Here is a 22,106-nt window from a genome sequence, read left to right as displayed (position 1 = left end):
ATTATGCTTTACCTCAATCTTTTTTTATTTTTCAAATTCCAAACTGGCAAGAATAAACGGACCTGTTCCTTTTGGGTCATTGGAGCGGACTTCTTCATTCACATAATATTCGTAAGAACCGCTTCTGTAAGGATTTCCGCCCAAGCCTGCCACAGCACAGCATTTATTTAAGCTTACAACGCCGTTTTTATCTACTGTTATCAGGTTTTTGATAATGCCGTCGTATCCTTTTTTCGCATATGCTTTATATGATTTGGATAAATACCCTTTGTTGACGGACTTTATCATGGTGTACACAAACATAGATGAGCCTGTTGCTTCCAGATAGTTGCCCTTTTCTCCACCTTTGTCCAATACCTGATACCAAAGCCCTGTCTTGGAATCCTGAACTTTGATAACGGCATCACAGTAAGACTTCAGGTAGGTCAGTAATTTTGCTCTTCCCGGATGGTTGTGAGGAAGATAATCCAGTACATCTACGATAGCCATTCCGTACCAGCCCATTGCTCTTGACCAGAAATTAGGAGAAAGACCGGTTTCTTTATTCGCCCATTGCTGTTCTCTGCTTTCGTCCCAGGCATGATAGAGCAGTCCCGTTTTTTTATCTAAAAGATGCTTCTGAATCAGTTCAAACTGATTGATGATATCGTTATAAGCTTTTTCAGCTTCTTCTCCTTTTGAAAAATCATGGGTATAATGAGCATAAAAAGGTTCTCCCATGTATAATCCGTCAAGCCACATCTGGTTAGGATAAATTTTCTTGTGCCAGAAACCGCCTTCGGAAGTTCTTGGCTGGCCGTCAATCTGGGAACGCAGGGTTTGCAGGGCTTTTAAATATTTGTCTTTTTTCTCCTGCTGATAGAGGTAAAGAAGAACATTTCCACAATTCAGCATATCAATATTGTATTTGGAAAGATCGTAAGAAATAATGCTTCCGTCTTCTTTCACCATAGTGTCACCAAAGGCTGTGATATAGCTGTAATACTCCTTGTTTCCGGTTTTTTCAAACAGTCTTTCGGCTCCTTCCAGAACGATGGCTGTAGGATAGCTCCATTTGGGAGCTTTGTTGTAGTCCAGCATCCATGCCTGAGGAAACCGTTGTATTTCAGAAAGAAGCATTCTTTCCGACCATGGAAGTTTGGCTGAAATTTTTCCGTTTACAGGTGAATGTATTTCGGAGGGCGAATTTTGCAAAGGCTTTTGTGCACAGGAAAAAAAGAGTCCTGAACATACTGTTGCCAATGCATAGATTGTCATAGAATTATTAATAAAGTTCATGATTTTAAACTTTAAAGTTGTTGAGTTTTATCCAGAATATCCAGTTTTTTATCAAGATCCTGATAGAATGCGTCTTCGGTGGTTAAGCCGTTGGGTTCCTGTGACCAGGCTCCCAAAAAGTAATATGATACATTTTTCGTCTTTTTGAAGATGACTGTATGGGTAGATTTTGTTTTTACATATTGATCAAAGTTTTCAATAGGGTAGAAGACTGCCATTCCCAGATTGTCTTCTTTTTTAGCTAACGTTTGCTGCCCATAAGTCGCAATATAGCCCCATTTTTTATTTTTACTGACTCCTTGTTTCAATGGAATGTCCTTAAAGGCAACAATTCCTGTACATAAACCTGAAAGGCTGTTGCTGAGGGTAAGGTCCACTTTTACAAAGCGGTCTTTAGGAAAAATAGTCAGTTTTGACTGTATATTGATGGGATTACCCCAGGTTTTCCAGCCTTTGTAATCGATTGTGGCATAAGACCGGTCTTTTTCATTGACAACTTTTGCGGTAGTCTTTTTTACGATTTTAAAAGTTTCAACATAATCATTCTGCTCATCATATCTTCCATAAGATCCGATTCCGATGGTACGTCCGGACTTCAGGATATCCTGCCCCCAAGGTGCATCATGATGATAGGATTCAAAGCCATCCTGACCAACTTCTGGTAATACGAGTGTGTTTACTTTTTTACCAAAAATATCCGTAGCATTTCTCCAGTCCAGATAGAGCCTATAGCCAATCTGATTGTTTTCCAGGCCAATTCCTTCATATCTGATATACGAGGAATGATCTGTATGGGCTTCCGGCAGGGTAAGTTCCTGAACATTTTTAAAAGTTCCGCCAATATATTGATTGCCTTCCCATTGGCCGCCTTCTTTTACAGAAAGTTCAGCATAGGAAAATGGAACCTTAGGGTTTTTCCTACTGTTTTCAATTACAGAAGTCTGTGCTGAAAGGGTTGAACTGATAAAAGCTCCCGCAATACATATTGTAAATAAGCTGAATTTCATACTTTTTCTTATTAGTTTACCGATTTGTAACAAAGAGTTTTCATGGTTATTAATGTTGTTTATCGGTTATTTTACTGACAATATCATTGAAGTACACTTCAATATTGTCATAATTTTTATCCAGATCTCTACCATTGGCATTGGCCGATTTTGGGTCTAAATGATGTCTGATTTCCCACTCATCAGGCATTCCGTCGTTATCTGAATCGAGGAGTGATTGTTCCTGTCTCAAATTTGGGAATCCACCAACATCTTCCTGAGAGTCGATGATTCCATTTGTACTTCCCTTTGATCCTGTATAAGTAAAACTTCCGGTTCCGATGTCCTTTATCACATGAAGATCAACAGCATCACGGATCAGGCTTGCTCCTCCGTATTGTATAGTTTTTTCATATGCTTCCTGTGCAGAATGGGTAATAATATTATTCTTAATATCGTGAGACTGATTGATTCTGATGGCGTTTTTATCCTTTTCTGTCAGGTTGTAAGAAAGCTTCATCTGATTAAAAACACCTTCTTTCCAATTGTCTTTAGTTGTTTCAGGACTTCCTTCCACTACATTTCCATGGATGTAGTATTTACCCCAGATATTGTAGACTTCTGTTTTTGGATTTTCATTTTTGTCGATGGCGACAATCCGCTGTCTGGTGATGGTTGCAGGTCCGGGTTTGTAATAATTATTGATGATATTGACGTTCATCCCTTCACCTCCGTATAAGCTGTTGTGGCCCCAGTTGTAGATTACATTATTCCTGAAATCAGTAAGGTCAGTGAGTGCAAATTTACTTCCTGCATATTCACCTAACCGTGGATTTCTGCTGTCGTGATGAGCATATATATTGTGATGGAATGATGCCCCTTTACCGCCAGCAATTCCGCCATAACCATGGGCTCCTTTCTGATGAAAGCTGTTTCTGAGGCTTTCCGCAATAATACACCATTGCAGGGTCGTATTTTCGTTGGCGTAGATGGAGACGGTTTCGTCTGTGGACCAACTCATCGAGCAATGATCTACCATCAGATTTTTAATAAATCTGGCTCCTAAGGCATCGCCTTCAAATTTTTTCTGATCTCCCATTCTGAATCTCAGATAACGGATAATAACGTTGTCAGCCGCTACAAATGTTTCATAGTTGGCAATGGTAATACCGTCTCCGGGAGCGGTTTGTCCGGCAATGGTGACGTTACCTTTTTTTATTTTTAAAGGAGATTCAAGATAGATGGTTCCACTGGTTTTAAAAACAATATATCTCGGTCCTTTCTGATTCAGCGCATATCTTAATGTTCCTTCGGAATGATCATCTTTCAGATTGGTAACGAAATAGACCTTTCCGCCACGCCCGCCCGTTGTGAACCTTCCAAAACCTTCAGCACCGGGAAAGCTCAGGATTTCCTGCGCATTGATTAGCAGGGAAATACTGCATACAATTCCGGTAGTGAATAGCTTGATGAAACCTTTTATCATAATTGAAGATTCTTATTAACCTGAATTTGAATTATTGTAAGCTCTTTTTAATATTCCATTCATCCTTACCTTTAAGGATATTTTCTGTCGTATATTTTTTTCTTTCCTGCTGGGTTAACTGATGAGACCATGATACTCTCTGCACAGCATTCGCTCCCGAACCTTTTGAGTTGCTTTCTGCGTAAAATGTTGTCTTTTCAGCATCCGGTTTGCTCCAGTTGTGCCATCCTTCAGGTTTTATTGTGGAATTGAGTTTACAATCAATATAAACAGTTTTAGCAAAAGGCCTCCACGGTCTTCCCAGGTACACGGAATATTCTGTGGCATTCCCTGTAATCTGAGAATTGATGAATACAAAACCAAACTCATTTTCCTGTGGAGTAGAAGCTGCTGTAATGTAGCTTGCTGTTTCTTTGGAGTAAATAACACAGTTTTCAAAAACGGCTGTTCCTGCCCCAAAAATATAATCGGTAGTGCCTTCTATATAGCAGTTTTTAAAATAATTTCTTGAAGGTTTTTTCTTATCCTGAAGATCCTGAGCTCCTTTCAGATATAAAGTATCCTGATTTCCTAAAAACCTGCAGTTTTCAAAAGCGATTCTGTCACCTGAAGTCAATACGGCAACTGCCTGTCCGACTCTCCCTGAGCTGTTCTCAAATGAAATGTTTTTAGCGCTAAAATCATTGGAGTAAATAAATACAGTAGAAGAGCCTGTAGTTCCGATTTCCTTTCCTTCAGCATTTTTTTTAGAAGCAAAATCATCATAAGTAATGATTGTTTTTTCAGGATTTTCACCTTCCAGCAAGAGGGCTCCTTTGGATTCCGGAATAACAATTTTTTCTTTATAAATTCCTGCTTTAATAACAATTTTTGTCCTCAGAGAAGAATTGTTGTCAACGGCATCTATCGCTTGCTGAATGGTTGTAAAGTCACCTTTTCCGTCTTTCGAAACCACGATGATTTTATCCCTGGTCTGGAAAGAAAGAAGGCTGCATACAGCAATTAAAAAAGCAGAAAACAACATATAATTTCTAAAAAAGATAGAATGTTTCATAAAGCATTTTGGTTTAAAATACAGACTGCCTTCTTGGGGAATACAGCCTGTATTTTTGATATGAATGTGAACTTAAACTGTCTAATATCCGTAGTCCTGGGTAAGGTTATAATTTGAACTGATTACATCCAGTGCGATAGGGAGAAGCTCCTTTTTATTAGGCTGGAAATAATATGCATAACTTTTGACAGGATCTCCATTAATGTAAGGCTGTGTCATGGCAAGTCTCCAGTTGATTTTTGTATATCCTGAAGGTGTGGCAACACTCTGGTTAGGATTGTAGAAAACATCAGCTTTGTTGATTCCATTGACATACAGATCCATATCCAGCACATTTTGCTGTGCTGTTTTTGTCGGAACATAATTGACCACAGTTGATGCTGGTTTTTTATAAAAGATGTACTCAGGAACGTTGGCATAAGCTCCGGTACCGTTCATGAAATCTGTTAATTTCTGTCTGGTTTCATTTATCTTTGTTTCCAGAAGATTCCAACGGATGAGGTCGTACTTTCTCAATCCTTCACCTCCGAATTCCAGTAGTCTTTCCTGTATAATATAGGTAAGGAAATCATTCTTAGAGGTTGGGATCGTCCCAACCTGGCCTACATTACCTGCATAGGCTCTTTGTCTTACCGCCATTACGGCATCAATGGCTTCCTGAGAAGGAGAACCATGGATTTCATTATCCGCCTCGGCAAACATTAATAAAATATCTGAATATCTCAAAAGCGGCCAGTCGATTCCTAAGTTCTGGGAAGTTCCCGTAATGCTGGTCCATGACTTTCTGAATTTCCCGTCATTCCAGTTGATGGAGGTCTGAAGATCTTCCTGCTTGCTGGTACTTACTCTAAAGATAGCAACATTAACGTCTCTTCTCAGATCGTATTTGCTGAATTCATAGAAATAAGTTGGGATAGCACTGATTCCGCCAGCCGATTTCCAGTCAGAGTCATCATGCCTTAGTCCATTATAATAACCAATTTTTGAATCTGTTCTTGAGTTTCCTCCAAACGCTCCGATGGCGAAAATAACTTCATTCGTTGTATCCTGACTGTTGGTATGCAGCGATCTGAAAAGCCCTTCATAGCTAGGGTTCAGTTTATGCTGTCCGGAATTGATAATGTCCTTACATTCGTCGTATGCGATTTGATAATATTTTTGAGGATTGGTACCCTGTACCATCAGCTGAGGATTTCTTCTGAGAGAATAACCGGCTCTTGCCAAAGCAATTCTCGCTCTTAATCCTTTTACAGCAGCCTTTGATAATCTTTGTGCTGTGGTACCTCCTTCAGATTTCCATGGGACTAATGCCGATGCTTTGGCAAGGTCATCAAGTATTTGCTCATAAATAATATCACGGTCCGTTTTAGGAAGATATACGGAAGGAAGATCTGCTGAAGGAAGGTCCTGGAAAGGAACATCACCCCAGTTTTTTATAAGATCATAATAGAACAGCGCTCTTAAGGCCAGTGCTTCTCCCAGATAACGGTCCATCAGTTTTTTATCAGCTGCAGATCCGGTTTGATATACTGGGGAAATCGGGATGTTTTTAATCACAAGATTAGCTCTTTCAATACCCGTGTAAGTATCCAGAAAGGGTCTTAACAATTCTGTATTGGTAGGAACTGCTCCAAAACAGCTGATTCCTCTTCTGTCATTGGCATTGTAGTCACCTGATGTTCTGAAGTCATCCCCTGATTGAGAAAGAATAAGGTTCATTCTCTGTCCATAGGTATTGTCACCCATAGCACTGTTATAAACTCCCACCAGAGCAGCAAAAGTATCCGGCGCTGAGTCGAACTGCTGTTTTTCTGCGGTATTGGAAAGATTTTCTACCTCTAAATAGTCGCTGCATGAGTTCAGGGTCATCGCACAGAAAAGAGATAAGAAAAGGCTTGAAAATTTATTTTTGTTCATAGCGTTCGTTTTAGAAAGTGATATCTACTCCCGATAAGATAAATCGGCTTCTTGGATAAGCTGAATAATCAACTCCCGGAGTTAATGGGTTTCTTCTTGTATTGGCTTCCGGATCAAATCCTGAATAACCGGTAATCGTAAATAAATTATTCACCGTAGCATACAGTCTCAGGTTTTTAACTCCGATGGCTTCCAGAGATCCTTTCGGAAGGCTGTAGCCTATGGTCAGGTTATTCAATCGTAAGAAAGAACCGTCTTCAATCGCATAAGAATGCAGAAAGTACGCTCCTGCAGATGGAGTCCACATTGTTGTATTGGCATTAAGGGCTGCAAGAGCGGTTGGGTCGGTTACTTTATTTCCCGCATTGTCAAACCATCTCCATCGGTCTGCCACTTCAGCCAGCATATTGTTATCCTTATACAGATATTGGGTTGTGTATTCTACTTTGTTGGCATTATACACCTTGTTTCCTATAGAAAAATTGAAAAGAAGACTCATATCCCAGTTCTTATATCGGAATGTTTGCGTAAAACCACCATAGAATTTAGGTTGGGCGCTTCCAAGATCAGTCATATCTTTGCTGTCAATGACACCATCACCATTGAGGTCCTGAAGTTTAAGATCCCCCGGTTGTACAGCTTTGGCACCGTTGGCTACAGCAGCAGAGCTGGCAATACCTGCTTTTAAAGTATAGAGTTGAGTAGCCGCATCATAATTAAAATCACTTACTTCATATCTTCCGGCAGTAACATATCCCCAATAAGTTCCTACCGGTTTACCTACCTGTACAAGGAAATCAAAAAGGTTATTCTGCCATCCTGAAGGATAGTAGTAAGAATTGGAACTTGATGAAGCATTGTTTCCTAAACTTTTGATTGTGTTTCTGTTGGTTGAGATATTGGCATCAATCTTCCAAGAGAAATTTTCTTTATTGATGATGCTACCTCCCATAGATAATTCGATTCCCTTATTTTCACTGCTTCCTGAGTTCTGGTATTGGAACTCATATCCAGAAGTCTGTGGTATTTTGGCCAGTAATAAAAGGTCCTTCGTATGCGTTTTATAGACATCAAGAGTACCATAGAGTCTTCCTTTAAATAAACCAAAATCAATTCCTGCATTATAAGAGGTTGCTGTCTCCCATCTCACGTTGGGGTTTGCCATGATATTTCCTGTTGTAGCACCAGGGGTAACGCTGGTTCCGAAAGCATATCCATAGTCCGAAGAAGAGGTAAAGAAAGTATCATATAAAAAGGCTCCGATTCTGTTGTTTCCTGATTTTCCGTACCCTAATCGAAGCTTCAGTTCATTGACAAAATCATTCTGTTTTAAGAAGTTTTCTTCTTTGATCTTCCATGCTAAAGATGCAGCCGGGAAATATCCCCACTGGTTAGGTCCGGGTTTGAATACACTGGATCCGTCGGCTCTCATGGATACTGTTGCAATGTATTTATTTTTGTAAATATAGTTTGCTCTTCCAAAGAAAGAAGCAAGGCGGTCTACTTCTCTTGCAGTTTTAGGAGCATCCTGAATCATTCCTGATGGAGGAGAAGCCAGCTGTGAATTGGCAAATGCTTCCTGTGCTGAAGAAGACTTTGGGAACCATTTGATATTGATAGACGTTGATTCGCCGTCAGTTCTTACCGTTTCCTGACCTGCAAGTAAATCCAGCTTATGATTTCCAAATGTCCTTCTATAATTTAAGGTATTGGTATTGGTAATTCTTCTCGTTTGCGAATTGCTTAAAAATACGACAGGCTGATCATTATTCTGCCTTGCAAGACTGGTGACCGGACCGGAAAACTGATTGACAAGCTGATCTCTCTGCACATATCCGATGACACTGCGGAAAGTAAAATCTTTACTGATTTTATAATCAAGCGTTGCGTTCAGCAATAAATCGTTTCTTCCGCTTTCTTTTACTTCATCATTGGCAAGGAGAATCGGGTTGACAAGATTGGTCTGGTCTGCAAATAATGGGTCAAAATCATCTACATTTACTGTAGAACCTCCTTCAAAAGGCTGATATCTTATGGCATTTCTTAATCGGTTGGTGGTTTGTGAACCCGAAGCAGATGTTCCGGCTCCATACACCATTTGACGGCTGTAACGGGCATTAAGACCTATGCTCAGCTTTTTTGAAATGTCATAGTCATACCTGAAATTGGCCATATTTCTTTTAAATCCGGAACCAATCATAATTCCGTCTTCTTCCACATTATTTAACGTCAGGGAAAAGGCAGAATTTTCAGATCCTCCTGATAATGAAATATTATGTGTAAAGTTAAATGCCTCTCTTCCGAAAAGCTTATCCTGCCAGTCTACATTCTTGACAGATTTATATTTATTCAGTTGATCAAACGTTCCGTAGCGGGTATTAAACGTTTCAATATCTTTAAGGTCCCCATTTCTGTAGTATTGTTCATACTGATACAATACATATTCATAAGGATCCAGAACATTGAGTTTGTTCTGCATACTTCTCACCCCTACAAAACCATTATAGTTGATGCTTGTTCTTCCTTTTTTACGGCCTCCTTTTGTCGTAATCAGAACAACACCGTTGGCTCCTCTTGAACCGAATATAGAGGTTGATGAAGCATCTTTTAATACTTCAATTGATTCTATTTCTTTGGGGGATAAGACCGTCAGGGCATTATCCATCTGTACACCATCTACAATATAGAGTGGGGAATTGCTTTGAGTGATGGAGTTTCCACCACGGATTACAATATCCACATCAGCTCCGGGAGATCCCTCACTAAGGGAAACCTGCACTCCGGCCAGTCTTCCCTGGATGGCTTCAGCAGCATTGGTGGATGGCATATCTTTAAGCGCTTCGCCTTTCACAGAAGAAACAGCGTTGGTAACATCTTTTTTAGAAACCTTTGTATATCCCACTAAAACCACATCATCCAGTTTGGTTTCTTTATCCTTTTTCGTTTCTTTTTCTTGAGCCATTGCAAGGACAGGAAGCAGAAAAACAGTTAAATATAACCACTTTATTGATTGTACTCTTTTATCCATTGTGTATCCTTATAGTTTTAATTCTTGGTTGAAAGTTTTTTCAATCGTTTTTGTTTAGGACTGTTAAGTATTCTGTGGATTTTAGTGGTCATGAAGCTTTTTAATATTTTTTTACGCTTTTGTGCAATCGATTGCGTAATTTTTTGTAAAACATTATTCTGGTTTCTAAACTAATATTATTTTTCAATATGCAAAGAAAAAAATGTTATTTTTTTATTAATTAGATGTTATAAATAAAAATATTTTATCCGAATGATGTGGATTTTTATCATGTAACCTATTGTAAATAAGGTGAATATTTGATTAATTTGAATGTTGGGTGATTAAATGAAAATCTTTCAAATTTTTAGGGTTTACAATTTAGAAAACTTAAAAATAACTTAAAATTCATGTGATTTTTGCATCCCAAAAATCCCTAAATACACATCCGGGAATAAAATTTTGTAGTATTTTCTGATTTTTGTCATCTTTTTTAAATGTATTTCGAATCAATATTTTATTGTTTTTAATAATATATCCTAATATGTATAGTATGTTATGTAAAAGTGTTTAATTTTTATCAATTCAATATCTTTAAAATACCGTTTTATTTTGGCATGATTTTATATTTTCAAACACTCTTCGTCTTGTTTTTGGTTAATTTTTTTTAACTCAACAGCTTTTATTCTGATGAAAATTAGAATCATATGTTATTTTATTTCATTGAAAATCAGTTGATTTGAAATTTAAATTAATTTTTTGTTAACTAATTAAAGAATAATTCTATATTTATCCCACAAGTATTTCTGTCATTTTAGTGTAATTTTATGCAATCGATTACATAAAGTTTAACAGGTTTGAGAAAACCGCAAAAAAGAAAAAGTAAAAATAGGAGTATGATACAGTCAGAATTTCGTTACGCCCATCATCCGGAAGATGTTAAAAAGTATACCACAGAAGATCTTAGGAGGGAGTTTCTGATCAATGATTTATTCAATGAGGATACGATAAAATTAATTTATTCCATGTATGACAGGCTTATTGTAGGCGGGGCAATGCCTTCATCAAAAGCTTTGAAGCTGGAACCTACAGATGATCTGAAAGCTGAAAATTTTCTTGACAGAAGAGAGCTGGGAATCATCAATGTAGGTGGGGCCGGAAAAGTAACCGTAGACGGCATTGTATATCACCTTGGAAATAAGGAAGCTTTATACATAGGAAAAGGAGCCCGGGAAGTCATTTTTGAGAAAGATGGTGAAGAACAAACCTATTTCTACATCAATTCAGCACCGGCACATCATTCGTATCCCACAAAGAAAATCACGAAAAATGAAGCAGAAATTGTGGAGTTGGGTGAAGAAAAGTATGCCAACAAACGGACGATTAATAAACTGATTGTGAATTCTGTAGTTGAAACATGCCAGCTTCAGATGGGAATGACGGAACTTCACCCGGGAAGTGTATGGAATACAATGCCTGCCCATACCCATGCCAGAAGAATGGAAGCGTACTTCTATTTTGAACTGGAAGAAGGACAGACAGTAAGTCATTTTATGGGGCAGCCTCATGAAACCCGACACCTGTTTATGACCAACAGACAGGCCGTACTGTCTCCGGAATGGTCTATTCATTCAGGAGTAGGAACATCTCATTATACTTTTATCTGGGGTATGGCCGGAGAAAATATGGACTACGGTGATATGGACGGTATCAAAACAAATGAACTAAAGTAATTTTCCAATGAATTTATTTGATTTATCCGGTAAAGTAGCGGTTGTAACAGGCGGTACTCACGGATTAGGAATGGCAATGGCTGAAGGTCTTGCCGCAGCAGGTGCTGAATTGGCAATTACCAGTACAACACCCTCAAAATTAGAGAAGGCTTTGAATTATTATCACGAAAAAGGGTATAAGGCAACCGGTTATATTTTTGATGTGACAGATGAACTGGAAGCTGCTCAGAAAGTCGCTTTAATGGAAGCTACCCATGGAAAAATAGACATCCTTGTCAATAATGCAGGAATCATCAAGCGTATTCCGGCTATTGATATGGAAGTGGAAGACTTTAGAAAAGTAATCGATGTGGATCTTACCGGACCTTTTATCATGTCCAAATTAATCGGGAAATATATGATTAAAAGAAAATCCGGGAAAATTATCAACATCTGCTCGATGATGAGTGAGCTGGGACGCGATAATGTTGTGGCGTATGCTTCTGCAAAAGGTGGCCTTAAAATGCTTACTAAAAATCTGGCAACAGAATGGGCAAAACATAATATTCAGGTAAACGGAATTGGTCCCGGATATTTTGCAACGTCCCAGACAGAACCCATCCGTGTGGATGGAAATCCCTTTAACGATTTTATCATCAGCAGAACTCCGGAAGGAAGATGGGGAAACCCGGAAGACCTTGCAGGAACAGCTATTTTCCTGGCCTCTGATGCAAGCAGATTTATCAACGGACAGATTATTTACGTTGACGGTGGAATTCTCGCCACCATTGGAAAACCTGCTAATGAATAACTACAGATTAGACTAGAATGAAACCTTTTATAACAGATCAATTTTTATTACAGAATAAGTACGCTGAAGAACTTTACTTCAGATTTGCAGAACAACAACCTATCATTGATTATCATAATCATTTGATCCCTAAAGATATTGCAGAAGATACTGTTTTTGAAAATATTTCCAAAGTATGGATTGCCGGTGACCATTACAAGTGGAGAGCCATGCGTACTATGGGCGTGAATGAAAAATTCATCACGGGGGATACTACTGACAAAGAGAAATTTGAAGCATGGGCAAAAACAGTTCCTTATACATTGAGAAATCCATTATACCACTGGACTCATCTGGAATTGAAGAGATATTTCGGAATTGATGAGTTATTAAGTGAAGATAATGCATCAGAAATCTATGAGAATATCACTGCTCAGCTGCAGACACCCGAAAAATCGACCAGAGGTTTGCTGAAAATGATGAATGTAGAATCTTTATGTACCACAGAAGATCCTACAGATATTTTAAATTACCATCAGGATCTTGCAAAAAGCGATTTCAGTATCAAAGTAAGTACCGCATTCCGTCCGGACAAAGCAATTTTGATTGAAAATCACAATTTTGCAGATTATATGGTAAAGCTTGGAGTTTCGGCAGGTATTGAGATTAATTCATACCAGACTTTATGTGATGCTTTGCTTAAAAGAATTGAATATTTCCATAACAACGGCTGCAGGCTGTGCGACCACGGCTTAAACAATATTTCTTTTGAAGAAACTTCAGAAGCGGAAGTCAATGCTATCTTTAATGATAAAATGGAAGGGAAAGTCATTGCTGAAAAGCAGGTTAATCAATTTAAAACAGCCATTTTACTATTCCTTGGAGAGGCTTATCACAAATATGGATGGGTGCAGCAATTCCACCTGGGAGCGTTGAGAAATAACAACGAAAGAATGCATAGAATTCTGGGACCGGATACTGGCTGGGATTCTATCGGAGATTTTGTTCAGGCAGAAACCCTATCTAAATTCTTGAATACACTGGACGGAAAAGATCAGCTGACAAAAACTATTTTATATAATCTGAACCCTGTTGACAATGAGATTTTCGCTACGATGATCGGAAATTTCAATGATGGAAGCATCAAAGGAAAAGTACAGTTCGGTTCCGGATGGTGGTTTCTGGATCAAAAAGACGGAATGATCAAACAGATGAATGCTCTTTCCAATATGGGATTAATCAGCTGCTTCGTAGGAATGCTGACAGATTCCAGAAGTTTTCTTTCTTATCCGCGACATGAATATTTCAGAAGGGTATTGTGTAATCTTTTCGGAGAAGAAATGAAGAATGGCGAACTGCCGGATGATATCGAACTGATTGGGAAAACCATTTCAGATATCTGTTATCATAACGCGAAAAACTATTTTGATTTTTAACTGAATACCATGAGCAAAATAGTCACATTTGGTGAAGTCATTATGAGGCTTTCCCCACCCGGGAACAGAACTATGAAACAAAGCCATGAAATGGAGTTCTTTTTTGGAGGAACAGAGCTGAATGTCGCTGCTTCATTGGCAACAATGGGGTGCGAAGTACAGCATATAAGCTGTGTATCCGATGATTTTGTCGGAGAATCTGCAGTTACTTTCATTCAGAGTTTTGGTATAGATACCACTTTTATCAACAGGAATGAACATCCTTTGGGATTGTATTTCCTTGAGGTAGGCTCATCAGTTCGTGCCAGCAGAATTGCTTATAACAGGCTGAACGGTTCTTTTGCAAACATCCGGCCTGAAAAAATAGACTGGGAAAAAGCACTTGAAGGATGCGAATACTTTCACTGGACAGGAATCAGTCCTGGTATTTCGGAATCAGCCTATGAGGCTTTGAAAGAGGGGTTGAAAATCGCTCAGCACATGGGAATTGAAGTTACAACCGATCCTGCTTACCGTTCAAACCTTTGGAAATATGGTAAAAACGGATCTGAAGTGCTTAAAGAGCTGGTTTCTTATTCCTCTATTTTTATTGGAGGAGTGAATGAAATTAATGAGATCCTCGGAACCCGTTTTTCTCCAGATAAAGAAGGTTTTATGCAAGCCTGTAAAGAACTAAAACAACAGATTCCTTCGATTCATAAGATCTTTGATAAAATAAGAATAGGGGTTACCGCGAGTTCCCAGCAGACACAGGGAAGAGCATGGGTAGACGGGAAGTATGTTGAAACCGGTCTTCTGGAAATTAATCCTGTTGTAGACAGAATCGGTACAGGAGATGCTTTCGCCGCAGGACTGATCTATGGTTTAAAGAATTTTGATGACGAAAAAGCATTGAATTTTGCAAACGCAGCCTGTGCAATCAAACATACTATTCTAGGAGATATTAACTATTCAAGTGTAGAAGACATCCTGGAAGTGATGAACGGAAATTCAGGAGGAAGAATAAAAAGATAATTATGGCAAGATTTAATCGTATAGAAGTAGCCTTAAAAGCTAAGCAGACAGGAATTGTTCCTGTATTTTATCACGCAGATGCTGGCGTTTGCAAGAAAATTGTAAAAGCTTGCTTTGATGGGGGAGCCCGCGTTTTTGAATTTACCAATAGAGGAGATTTTGCTCACGAGGTTTTTGCTGAGCTGATCCAATATGTAGCCGAAGAAATTCCTGAAATGATATTGGGAATCGGTTCAGTCATTGATCCGGCAACGGCTTCCTTGTATATTCAGAATGGAGCCAACTTTATTGTAGCCCCTTCTTTAAATCCGGAAGTAGCCAAAGTTTGCAATCGGAGAAAAATTGCATGGATGCCCGGTTGTGGTTCCGTTTCTGAAATCTCTTACGCCGAAGAGCTGGGTGCTGAAATTGTGAAAATATTCCCGGCAACACAGGTGGGAGGCCCGGAATTTATTAAGGCTGTAAAAGGCCCGATGCCATGGTCAAACATCATGCCTACAGGTGGAGTAGTTCCCACCAAAGAAAATATTACCGAATGGATTGCTGCAGGAGCCTATTGTGTAGGATTAGGTTCGCAGCTGTTTGTGAAAAATGAGGACGGAGACTATGATTATGAAAAGATTACAGAAGCAGTTGCCCATTCTATTCAGGTTATTAATGAATTAAGATAATCATCCAAATATTTTGTTTTAAGCCAAAAAGAATTTAAAAACTAAGTAAAACCTTTTAAAAGGATAATCATTGAAACTCAACGTAATTGTTTTCAATTCTTTAATTAAATAATAATGGTTTAAAAAATTAATTGATTCTGTGCTGTAATAGCATAGAAAGGATAGATTTTACCCAATTCTATTGTTAAAATCAATAAAAATCAATACTATTAACGATTGATATGAAAAAAGAAATATCTCAGAAACCGAGTACCTTCAGATGGACGATCTGCCTGCTCCTTTTTATTGCAACAACCATCAATTATATGGATCGGCAGGTGCTGTCACTGACATGGAAAGATTTCATCGCTCCGGAATTTCACTGGAACAATAATGATTACGGAAATATCACCGCATTGTTTTCTATATTCTATGCCATAAGTATGCTTTTTGCCGGAAAGTTTGTAGACTGGATGGATACCAAAAAGGGATTTCTCTGGGCTATCGGAATCTGGTCTGTAGGAGCGGTACTTCATGCCTTCTGCGGAATTGCCACTTCAGGGGTTCTCACCGGAAGTTGGTGGGTGGGTTTTGAAGAATCTAAAGACATTATCGGAAAGGTAGATAATGTGGGAGCCATTATCAGTACCAGCGTGACATTGTTCATTTTTGCCCGCTTCGTTCTGGCTGTTGGGGAAGCAGGGAATTTTCCTGCTGCGATAAAAACAACTGCAGAGTATTTTCCCAAGAAAGACAGAGCATTGGCAACCAGTATCTTTAATGCCGGAGCAACGGTTGGAGCTTTAGCCGCACCGGTTACAATTCCTTTTATCGCAAAATCGATGGGTTGGGAATGGGCATTTATCATCATAGGAGCATTAGGTTTTGTGTGGATGGGGCTTTGGGTATTTTATTACAAAAAACCACACGAACATCATAAGGTTAATGAGCATGAGCTTACCTATATTCAGCAGGATCAGGATGATCTGCCTGCGGATTCGCCAGTGTTGGAAAAGAAATTTTCTTTCAAGGAATGTTTTAGCCACAGACAGACCTGGGCTTTTGCCTTTGGAAAATTTATGACGGATGGAATCTGGTGGTTTTTTCTGTTCTGGACACCAGCGTATTTAAGTTCCGTTTACAAAATGGATTCTACACAAAGTGCATTTCCTCTATTCGTTCTTTATATGATCACCTTATTGTCGATTATCGGTGGATGGCTTCCTAAGTATTTTGTGGAGAAAAAAGGTATGGATGCTTATTCCGGAAGGATGAAAGCGATGTTGATCTTCGCATTCTTCCCGCTGCTGGCTCTATTGGCACAGCCATTAGGTTCTGTTTCCTACTGGATTCCTGTTCTGATTATCGGAATTGCAGGAGCAGCACATCAGGCATGGTCTGCCAATATTTTCTCTACGGTAGGCGATATGTTTCCTAAAAAAGCTATTGCAACCATTACCGGAATTGGAGGTATGGCTGGTGGAATCGGATCATTTTTAATCAATAAATCCTCAGGCGTCCTGTTTGATCATGCTCATAAAGCATGGACTACTGTCGACGGAATGCCTCTACTAGAAAAATATCCCCAATACATCAATGAACGTCTGCCCGAAAATTTTGTCCATGATCTGGAAAAGTCCGGAGCTATTATTTCCGATGGAATAGATAAAGGATACATGATTATCTTCTCCGTATGTGCAGTAGCTTACCTGATTGCCTGGAGTGTCATGAAAACTTTGGTTCCGAAATATAAAGTGATTAAATAGAAACAAAAACTATCAGATCCAAAGATGGTTTCATTCAAATTAGAAAAAATGGAAAATCAGATAAAACAAAAAATAAATCGTGAATTCAATGGTTCTTACGAAAAACTTCCGATTAAAATCGTACAGTTTGGTGGAGGAAATTTTATGAGAGGATTCACTGATTATGTGATTGATCAATTGAATAAAAAAGCAGGCTTCAACGCTGGAATTGCTAATGTTCAGCCTACACAGGGTGGCTCTGTACATAAACTGGAAGAGCAGGATAATCTATACACTCTTTTTACAAGAGGAATAAAAAAAGGTGAAATTATTGATGAAAAGCAGATTATTTCTGCCATTCAGAAATCAATCAATCCGTATACGAATTATGATGAATTCCTTGCATTGGCAAAAGAAGAAGAACTTGAATTTATCTTCTCCAATACTACTGAAACAGGAATTGCGTATGATGAAACTGAAGATCAATACTCAGGCCCACACAAAAACTTCCCAGCGAAAGTAACGGTTTTATTATATGAAAGATTTAAACATTTCAAAGGGGCACCAGAAAAAGGATTGAGACTTATCCCTTGTGAACTGATTGAAGATAATGCCTTTGTTTTAAAAGATATTATTATTCAATATGCCGGATTATGGAATTTAGAAGAAGAGTTTGTGCAATGGATTGAACAGTGCAATTATTTCCATAATACGTTGGTTGACAGGATTGTTCCGGGATATCCCAAAGATGATGCAGAATCTTACGAAGAACAGTTGGATTATGAAGACCGGATGATGGTTGTTTCGGAAGTATTTTTACTTTTTGTTATTCAGGATACTAAAAATCTGAAAGAAAGAATCCCTTTTGATCAGATCAATGAACAGATTCTGGTAGTGGATGATATTCAGCCTTATCGTCTGAGAAAAGTAAGAATTTTAAATGGTGGTCACACTTTAATGTTGGCACCGGCACTTTTATCAGGAAAAGAAACGGTAAAAGATTCTGTTGAGAACCCATTTATAGGACAGTTTTTAAGAAATTCGATTTTTAATGAAGTAAACCCGACTTTGGGACTGGATGAAAATGAGTTGAAAGAGTTTGCGGAAGAAGTGTTTGACAGATTCAGAAATCCTTTTATCAAGCATTATCTGGCAAGCATCGCTTTGTATTTTGTCTCTAAATTCAAAGTGAGAATCCTTCCTAGTTTACAGGGATATGTAGAAATCAATCAGAAATTACCGGTAAACTTAACTTTCTCATTGGCTAGTTTAATCAGATTCTACCAGGGAAATTTTAAAGGGAGAGCTCTTCCGTTGAATGATGAAGAAGCAATTATCAGCCGATTCAAAGAGATTTGGATAACAAATGATTATGAAAAGGTAGCAGAACTGGCATTAGCAGAAACTTCTTTCTGGGATACAGATCTTACCTTAGTGGAAGGCTTGAAAGATGCGGTAGCCAAAGCATTGTGGGAAATTGATCATCATGATGTGGAAACGGCCTATCACAATTTTGTTCAATCTTACTCTTAAATATCATGCAAAAGAAAGTACTGAAGGTAAACCCTGACGATAATGTAGCAGTAGCATTGGTAGATCTTACACAAGGTGAAACGGTTATGCTGGGTGATCTTACCTATGAGATGATAAAAGATACAAAGGCCAAGCATAAGTTCGTTACAGAAGATCTTTCAACAGGAGATTCCATTATTATGTATGGTGTTTTGGTTGGAAAAGCCAGTCAATCCATCCAAAAAGGAGAGGTGATTACCACTGAGAATGTAAAACACCAAAGCGCAAAAGTTGAAGGTAAAACAGGAACTATTTCCTGGGTTGCTCCCAATGTAGATCAGTGGAAAGACAGAACTTTCATGGGCTATCACAGAGAAGACGGACAGGTGGGAACAGAAAATGTATGGTTGTTTTTTCCTTTGGTTTTTTGCGAAAACAGAAATGTAGAGATTTTAAAAGAGGTTTTTGAGAAAGAACTTTTATTTGAAAAAGTAACAAAACATCAGCTGTTGCTGAGATCTCTGATCAATAACGCAGAGGAAGAAGTTGTAACTGAAGAAGATCAAAACTCAAGAGTTTTCAAAAATATTGATGTTAAGTTCATTACCCACCAGGGAGGTTGTGGCGGCATTCGTCAGGATGCTGAAGCCTTGGGGCGTTTATTGGCAGGATATGTTAATAACCCGAATGTTGCCGGAGCGACCGTTTTAAGCCTTGGATGTCAGAATCTGCAGGTTCAGATTTTTAAAGATGCCCTTGAAAAGATCAGTCCCAACCACAAAAAACCGATTATCGTTTATGAACAGCAGAAGTCGGGAACAGTGGACGAAATGCTGAGCGGAATCATTAAGGATTCCTATGAAGCCATTAAAAAAGCCAATGAAATTCAAAGAAAACCGGCATCCATTTCAAAGCTTGTATTAGGATTGGAATGCGGCGGTTCAGATGGGTTTTCAGGAATTTCTGCCAATCCTGTTTTAGGCCGTTTGTCAGATCTAGTGGCAGGAATCGGAGGAGCAACTATTCTTTCAGAATTCCCGGAATTGTGTGGGGTAGAGCAGGAATTGGTAAACCGTTGTGTCAATGAAAAAGATGCAGAACGATTTTTACAGTTGATGAAAGACTTTGAAGAATCAGTCGTTGCTTCAGGATCTGGTTTTGATATGAATCCGTCACCGGGGAATATTAAAGATGGATTAATTACCGATGCCATGAAGTCTGCAGGAGCGGCTAAAAAAGGAGGTTCATCGCCCATCAATGATGTCCTTGATTTTACGGAATACATTCAGAAACATGGATTGAATTTATTATGCACACCAGGAAACGATGTAGAATGTACCACTGCTTTGGTAGGTTCAGGCTCCAATGTTGTGTTATTTACAACAGGTCTTGGAACGCCTACCGGAAATCCTGTAGTTCCTGTAGTAAAAATATCATCAAATACTTCTCTTTCTGAGAAAATGCCGGATATTATTGATTTTAATACGGGAGATATCATCACCGGAGAAAAAACGATTGATCAAAAAGCAGAAGAACTGCTGGAATTTATTATCAAAATAGCCAGCGGAGAAATAAAAACCAAAGCTGCTATTTTAAAACAAAATGATTTTATCCCCTGGAGAAGAGGAGTGAGCTTATAAGAACATGTTTTTTTAATTATAATTTTAATTAGGATTGAAAATGCTTTCTGCGTAATGTAGGAAGCATTTTCTTTTAATTTTACATTTGTTTGTTTTTCTAATAATAAAGATTACTTTCCTGTAATTTCACAGATGTAAAATAAATATTTTATAATAGTTGTATAAATTTTGATGATAATTTATTAATTTCGAATACATCTAAATCTAAATTATTATGAAAAATTTAAAGAAAATCGAAAAACAGGAATTAAAAACAATCAAAGGTGGTATCGACTGTAGAGGCGGCCAATTATGCCTGATTGGAGGAAAATGGCAATGTATGCCTTATGACGGATGTGGTGGTGGAAACCAACCTTAAGTTTTAACTCTAATACATGAACTTGACAATGAAAAATTCCAAAAAAATTTTAAGAGATCAGCTAAAGAGTATTAACGGAGGAGCGTTAAGCTGTTCTGAAGCATGTTGCCCACCTCCGGGGATCAAAAAATGCCCTTGGGTAATTTGTATAATACCTTGTGAGATATTAAGTTAAAGGACTTAATTTTATTAATAAAGCCCTGTAATTCAAATGATTTACAGGGTTGTGTATTAATGGTTATTTTCTTTTCGAAGACTTTCTGATATGAAGTTGTGGGGTAAGCACCACTTTTTTCTCGATGGAAACTCCTGACCCATTTTCCTTTACACTTTCCAGAAATACCTGCCCCGCCATTTTTCCCATCAAAACCGGAGTCTGATCTACCGAACTGATTGGAAGCTCCATAAACTGGGTAAAGGGTTCATTGGAAAAACCGATAATAGCAACTTCCTGAGGAATCTTAATATTTCTTTTTTTCAATTCCTGACAAGCACCTAAGGCGGCAAAATCACTCGAAGAGAAGATGGCGTCGGGAACAGATTTTTTACTCCAAAGTTTTTTGATTGCTTCCGTTCCTTCCTCAATGGAACTGCCTGTAGAAATGATATTATCTTCTTTTACAGAAAGATGGTGATCTGCTAAGGCTTGTTTATAGCCATTAAGACGATTCTGATAAATTTCAAGATTAAGATCTCCCGCAAAATGACAGATATTCTTATATCCTTCTTTGATCAGGTGTTCCGTAGCCATATAGCCGGCACGATAATCATCAATAGTCACTGTGCTGACACCTGCAATATCTTTTTTACGGTCAAAAAAGATAATAGGAGTATTGGAGGTATCAAGAATACTTTGGATATGACTGATATCTGTGGTGGTTTTGGATACCGACATGAAAATACCATCTACCTGAGCATTCAGTAAAGTATTAAGCTGTCGTTTTTCAATGTTGACATCTTCGTGGCTCTGGCAAATGATAACATGATAACCAAGGGAGGAGAGTTCTTCTTCAATTCCCCGTATGACCGATGAAAAGAAGTTGGTATTGATGTAAGGAACAATAATCCCAACGTTTTTAGTTTCACCACTTTTCAAGGCTTTAGCAAGGTTATTTTGCTTATAGTTCATTTCCTTGGCCGTTTTGCGGACCAGCTCTTTGGTAGCCTCACTTATTCTCGGATGGTCATTCAATGCTCTCGAAACAGTTGCCACACTTACGTTGAGCTTATTGGAAATATCATAAATGGTGGCATTTTTTTTATTCATACCTTTTTTTCTGAGCGTTTTTAAGATGTCTGAATAAGCAGACGTTATTGACGTAAATTTAATCAAATTATGGCTATTTGAAAGGAAAATAGATGTATTTTATATCATTTCCATAGATATTAATTCAATAGGTTGCTTTGAATGCTCTCAAATGATTGTTTTTATAGTGATTGGCTCTTTTTGGAAGTACTGATTACTTTAAATGAATACTATAAATGGGATTTTCTGTTATTCTTATTTGAATGTAAATATCT

17 protein-coding genes are annotated in these 22,106 nt (G+C 38.3%); 10 read left to right on the top strand and 7 right to left on the bottom strand.

Features of this window, described 5'->3' with window-relative positions; genetic code table 11:
* Nucleotides 1-24: 24 nt before the first annotated feature.
* The 6 genes from WH267_RS09760 to WH267_RS09735 all read right to left on the bottom strand — a co-directional run bounded on the left by WH267_RS09760 (nucleotide 25) and on the right by WH267_RS09735 (nucleotide 9,749).
* Nucleotides 25-1,278, bottom strand: a complete 1,254-nt coding sequence (locus WH267_RS09760; RefSeq protein ID WP_340007788.1) for a glycoside hydrolase family 88/105 protein — start codon at nucleotides 1,276-1,278, stop codon at nucleotides 25-27.
* A gap of 11 nt (nucleotides 1,279-1,289) precedes the next feature.
* Complete coding sequence (locus tag WH267_RS09755) at nucleotides 1,290-2,285, bottom strand: DUF4861 family protein (RefSeq protein ID WP_340007786.1); 996 nt, start codon at nucleotides 2,283-2,285, stop codon at nucleotides 1,290-1,292.
* Nucleotides 2,286-2,334: 49 nt separating this feature from the next.
* Entirely contained in the window at nucleotides 2,335-3,750 is a 1,416-nt protein-coding gene (locus WH267_RS09750; RefSeq protein ID WP_340007785.1) for a pectate lyase, read from the bottom strand.
* 31 nt (nucleotides 3,751-3,781) lie between these two features.
* On the bottom strand, nucleotides 3,782-4,804 hold the full coding sequence (locus WH267_RS09745) for a pectinesterase family protein (protein WP_340007783.1): 1,023 nt from the start codon (nucleotides 4,802-4,804) through the stop codon (nucleotides 3,782-3,784).
* An 81-nt stretch (nucleotides 4,805-4,885) separates the two neighbouring features.
* The gene (locus tag WH267_RS09740; protein WP_340007781.1) at nucleotides 4,886-6,721 is read right to left on the bottom strand and encodes a RagB/SusD family nutrient uptake outer membrane protein; all 1,836 of its coding nucleotides are present in this window, start codon (nucleotides 6,719-6,721) and stop codon (nucleotides 4,886-4,888) included.
* A 10-nt stretch (nucleotides 6,722-6,731) separates the two neighbouring features.
* Entirely contained in the window at nucleotides 6,732-9,749 is a 3,018-nt protein-coding gene (locus WH267_RS09735) for a SusC/RagA family TonB-linked outer membrane protein (RefSeq protein ID WP_340007779.1), read from the bottom strand.
* Nucleotides 9,750-10,624: 875 nt separating this feature from the next.
* Here WH267_RS09735 and kduI point away from each other — a divergent pair.
* The 10 genes from kduI (at nucleotide 10,625) to WH267_RS25135 (ending at nucleotide 20,760) form a co-directional block, all read left to right on the top strand.
* On the top strand, nucleotides 10,625-11,461 hold the full coding sequence (gene kduI / locus WH267_RS09730; RefSeq protein ID WP_340007777.1) for a 5-dehydro-4-deoxy-D-glucuronate isomerase: 837 nt from the start codon (nucleotides 10,625-10,627) through the stop codon (nucleotides 11,459-11,461).
* A gap of 7 nt (nucleotides 11,462-11,468) precedes the next feature.
* Entirely contained in the window at nucleotides 11,469-12,251 is a 783-nt protein-coding gene (locus WH267_RS09725) for a gluconate 5-dehydrogenase (protein WP_340007776.1), read from the top strand.
* A 17-nt stretch (nucleotides 12,252-12,268) separates the two neighbouring features.
* Nucleotides 12,269-13,666: a glucuronate isomerase gene (gene uxaC / locus WH267_RS09720; protein ID WP_340007774.1), complete on the top strand. Its 1,398-nt coding sequence runs from the start codon at nucleotides 12,269-12,271 to the stop codon at nucleotides 13,664-13,666.
* A 9-nt stretch (nucleotides 13,667-13,675) separates the two neighbouring features.
* Nucleotides 13,676-14,680, top strand: coding sequence for a sugar kinase (locus WH267_RS09715; protein ID WP_340007772.1), 1,005 nt, complete (start codon nucleotides 13,676-13,678; stop codon nucleotides 14,678-14,680).
* Nucleotides 14,681-14,682: 2 nt separating this feature from the next.
* Nucleotides 14,683-15,351, top strand: a complete 669-nt coding sequence (locus WH267_RS09710; RefSeq protein ID WP_340007770.1) for a bifunctional 4-hydroxy-2-oxoglutarate aldolase/2-dehydro-3-deoxy-phosphogluconate aldolase — start codon at nucleotides 14,683-14,685, stop codon at nucleotides 15,349-15,351.
* Nucleotides 15,352-15,572: 221 nt separating this feature from the next.
* The gene (locus tag WH267_RS09705) at nucleotides 15,573-17,096 is read left to right on the top strand and encodes an MFS transporter (protein ID WP_340007768.1); all 1,524 of its coding nucleotides are present in this window, start codon (nucleotides 15,573-15,575) and stop codon (nucleotides 17,094-17,096) included.
* 48 nt (nucleotides 17,097-17,144) lie between these two features.
* The gene (locus WH267_RS09700) at nucleotides 17,145-18,608 is read left to right on the top strand and encodes a tagaturonate reductase (RefSeq protein WP_340007766.1); all 1,464 of its coding nucleotides are present in this window, start codon (nucleotides 17,145-17,147) and stop codon (nucleotides 18,606-18,608) included.
* A gap of 5 nt (nucleotides 18,609-18,613) precedes the next feature.
* On the top strand, nucleotides 18,614-20,227 hold the full coding sequence (locus WH267_RS09695; protein ID WP_340007764.1) for a UxaA family hydrolase: 1,614 nt from the start codon (nucleotides 18,614-18,616) through the stop codon (nucleotides 20,225-20,227).
* A 214-nt stretch (nucleotides 20,228-20,441) separates the two neighbouring features.
* Nucleotides 20,442-20,585 (top strand): bacteriocin-like protein, encoded by a 144-nt coding sequence (locus WH267_RS09690; RefSeq protein WP_340007762.1) that lies wholly within the window; start codon nucleotides 20,442-20,444, stop codon nucleotides 20,583-20,585.
* Nucleotides 20,586-20,601: 16 nt separating this feature from the next.
* Nucleotides 20,602-20,760 carry a bacteriocin-like protein gene (locus WH267_RS25135; protein ID WP_445223265.1) on the top strand — a complete coding sequence of 53 codons (159 nt, stop codon included), beginning with the start codon at nucleotides 20,602-20,604 and terminating at the stop codon, nucleotides 20,758-20,760.
* A gap of 63 nt (nucleotides 20,761-20,823) precedes the next feature.
* Here the strand turns inward: WH267_RS25135 and WH267_RS09685 are convergent, their stop codons facing one another.
* Complete coding sequence (locus tag WH267_RS09685; protein WP_123319284.1) at nucleotides 20,824-21,852, bottom strand: LacI family DNA-binding transcriptional regulator; 1,029 nt, start codon at nucleotides 21,850-21,852, stop codon at nucleotides 20,824-20,826.
* Nucleotides 21,853-22,106 lie beyond the last annotated feature (254 nt).

The sequence above is a fragment of the Chryseobacterium sp. MYb328 genome, from assembly GCF_037572595.1.
GTDB classification, from domain to species: Bacteria; Bacteroidota; Bacteroidia; order Flavobacteriales; family Weeksellaceae; genus Chryseobacterium; species Chryseobacterium pennae.
Note: the sequence above shows the minus strand (reverse complement) of the source record. Positions and strands in the feature narration are given on the sequence as shown.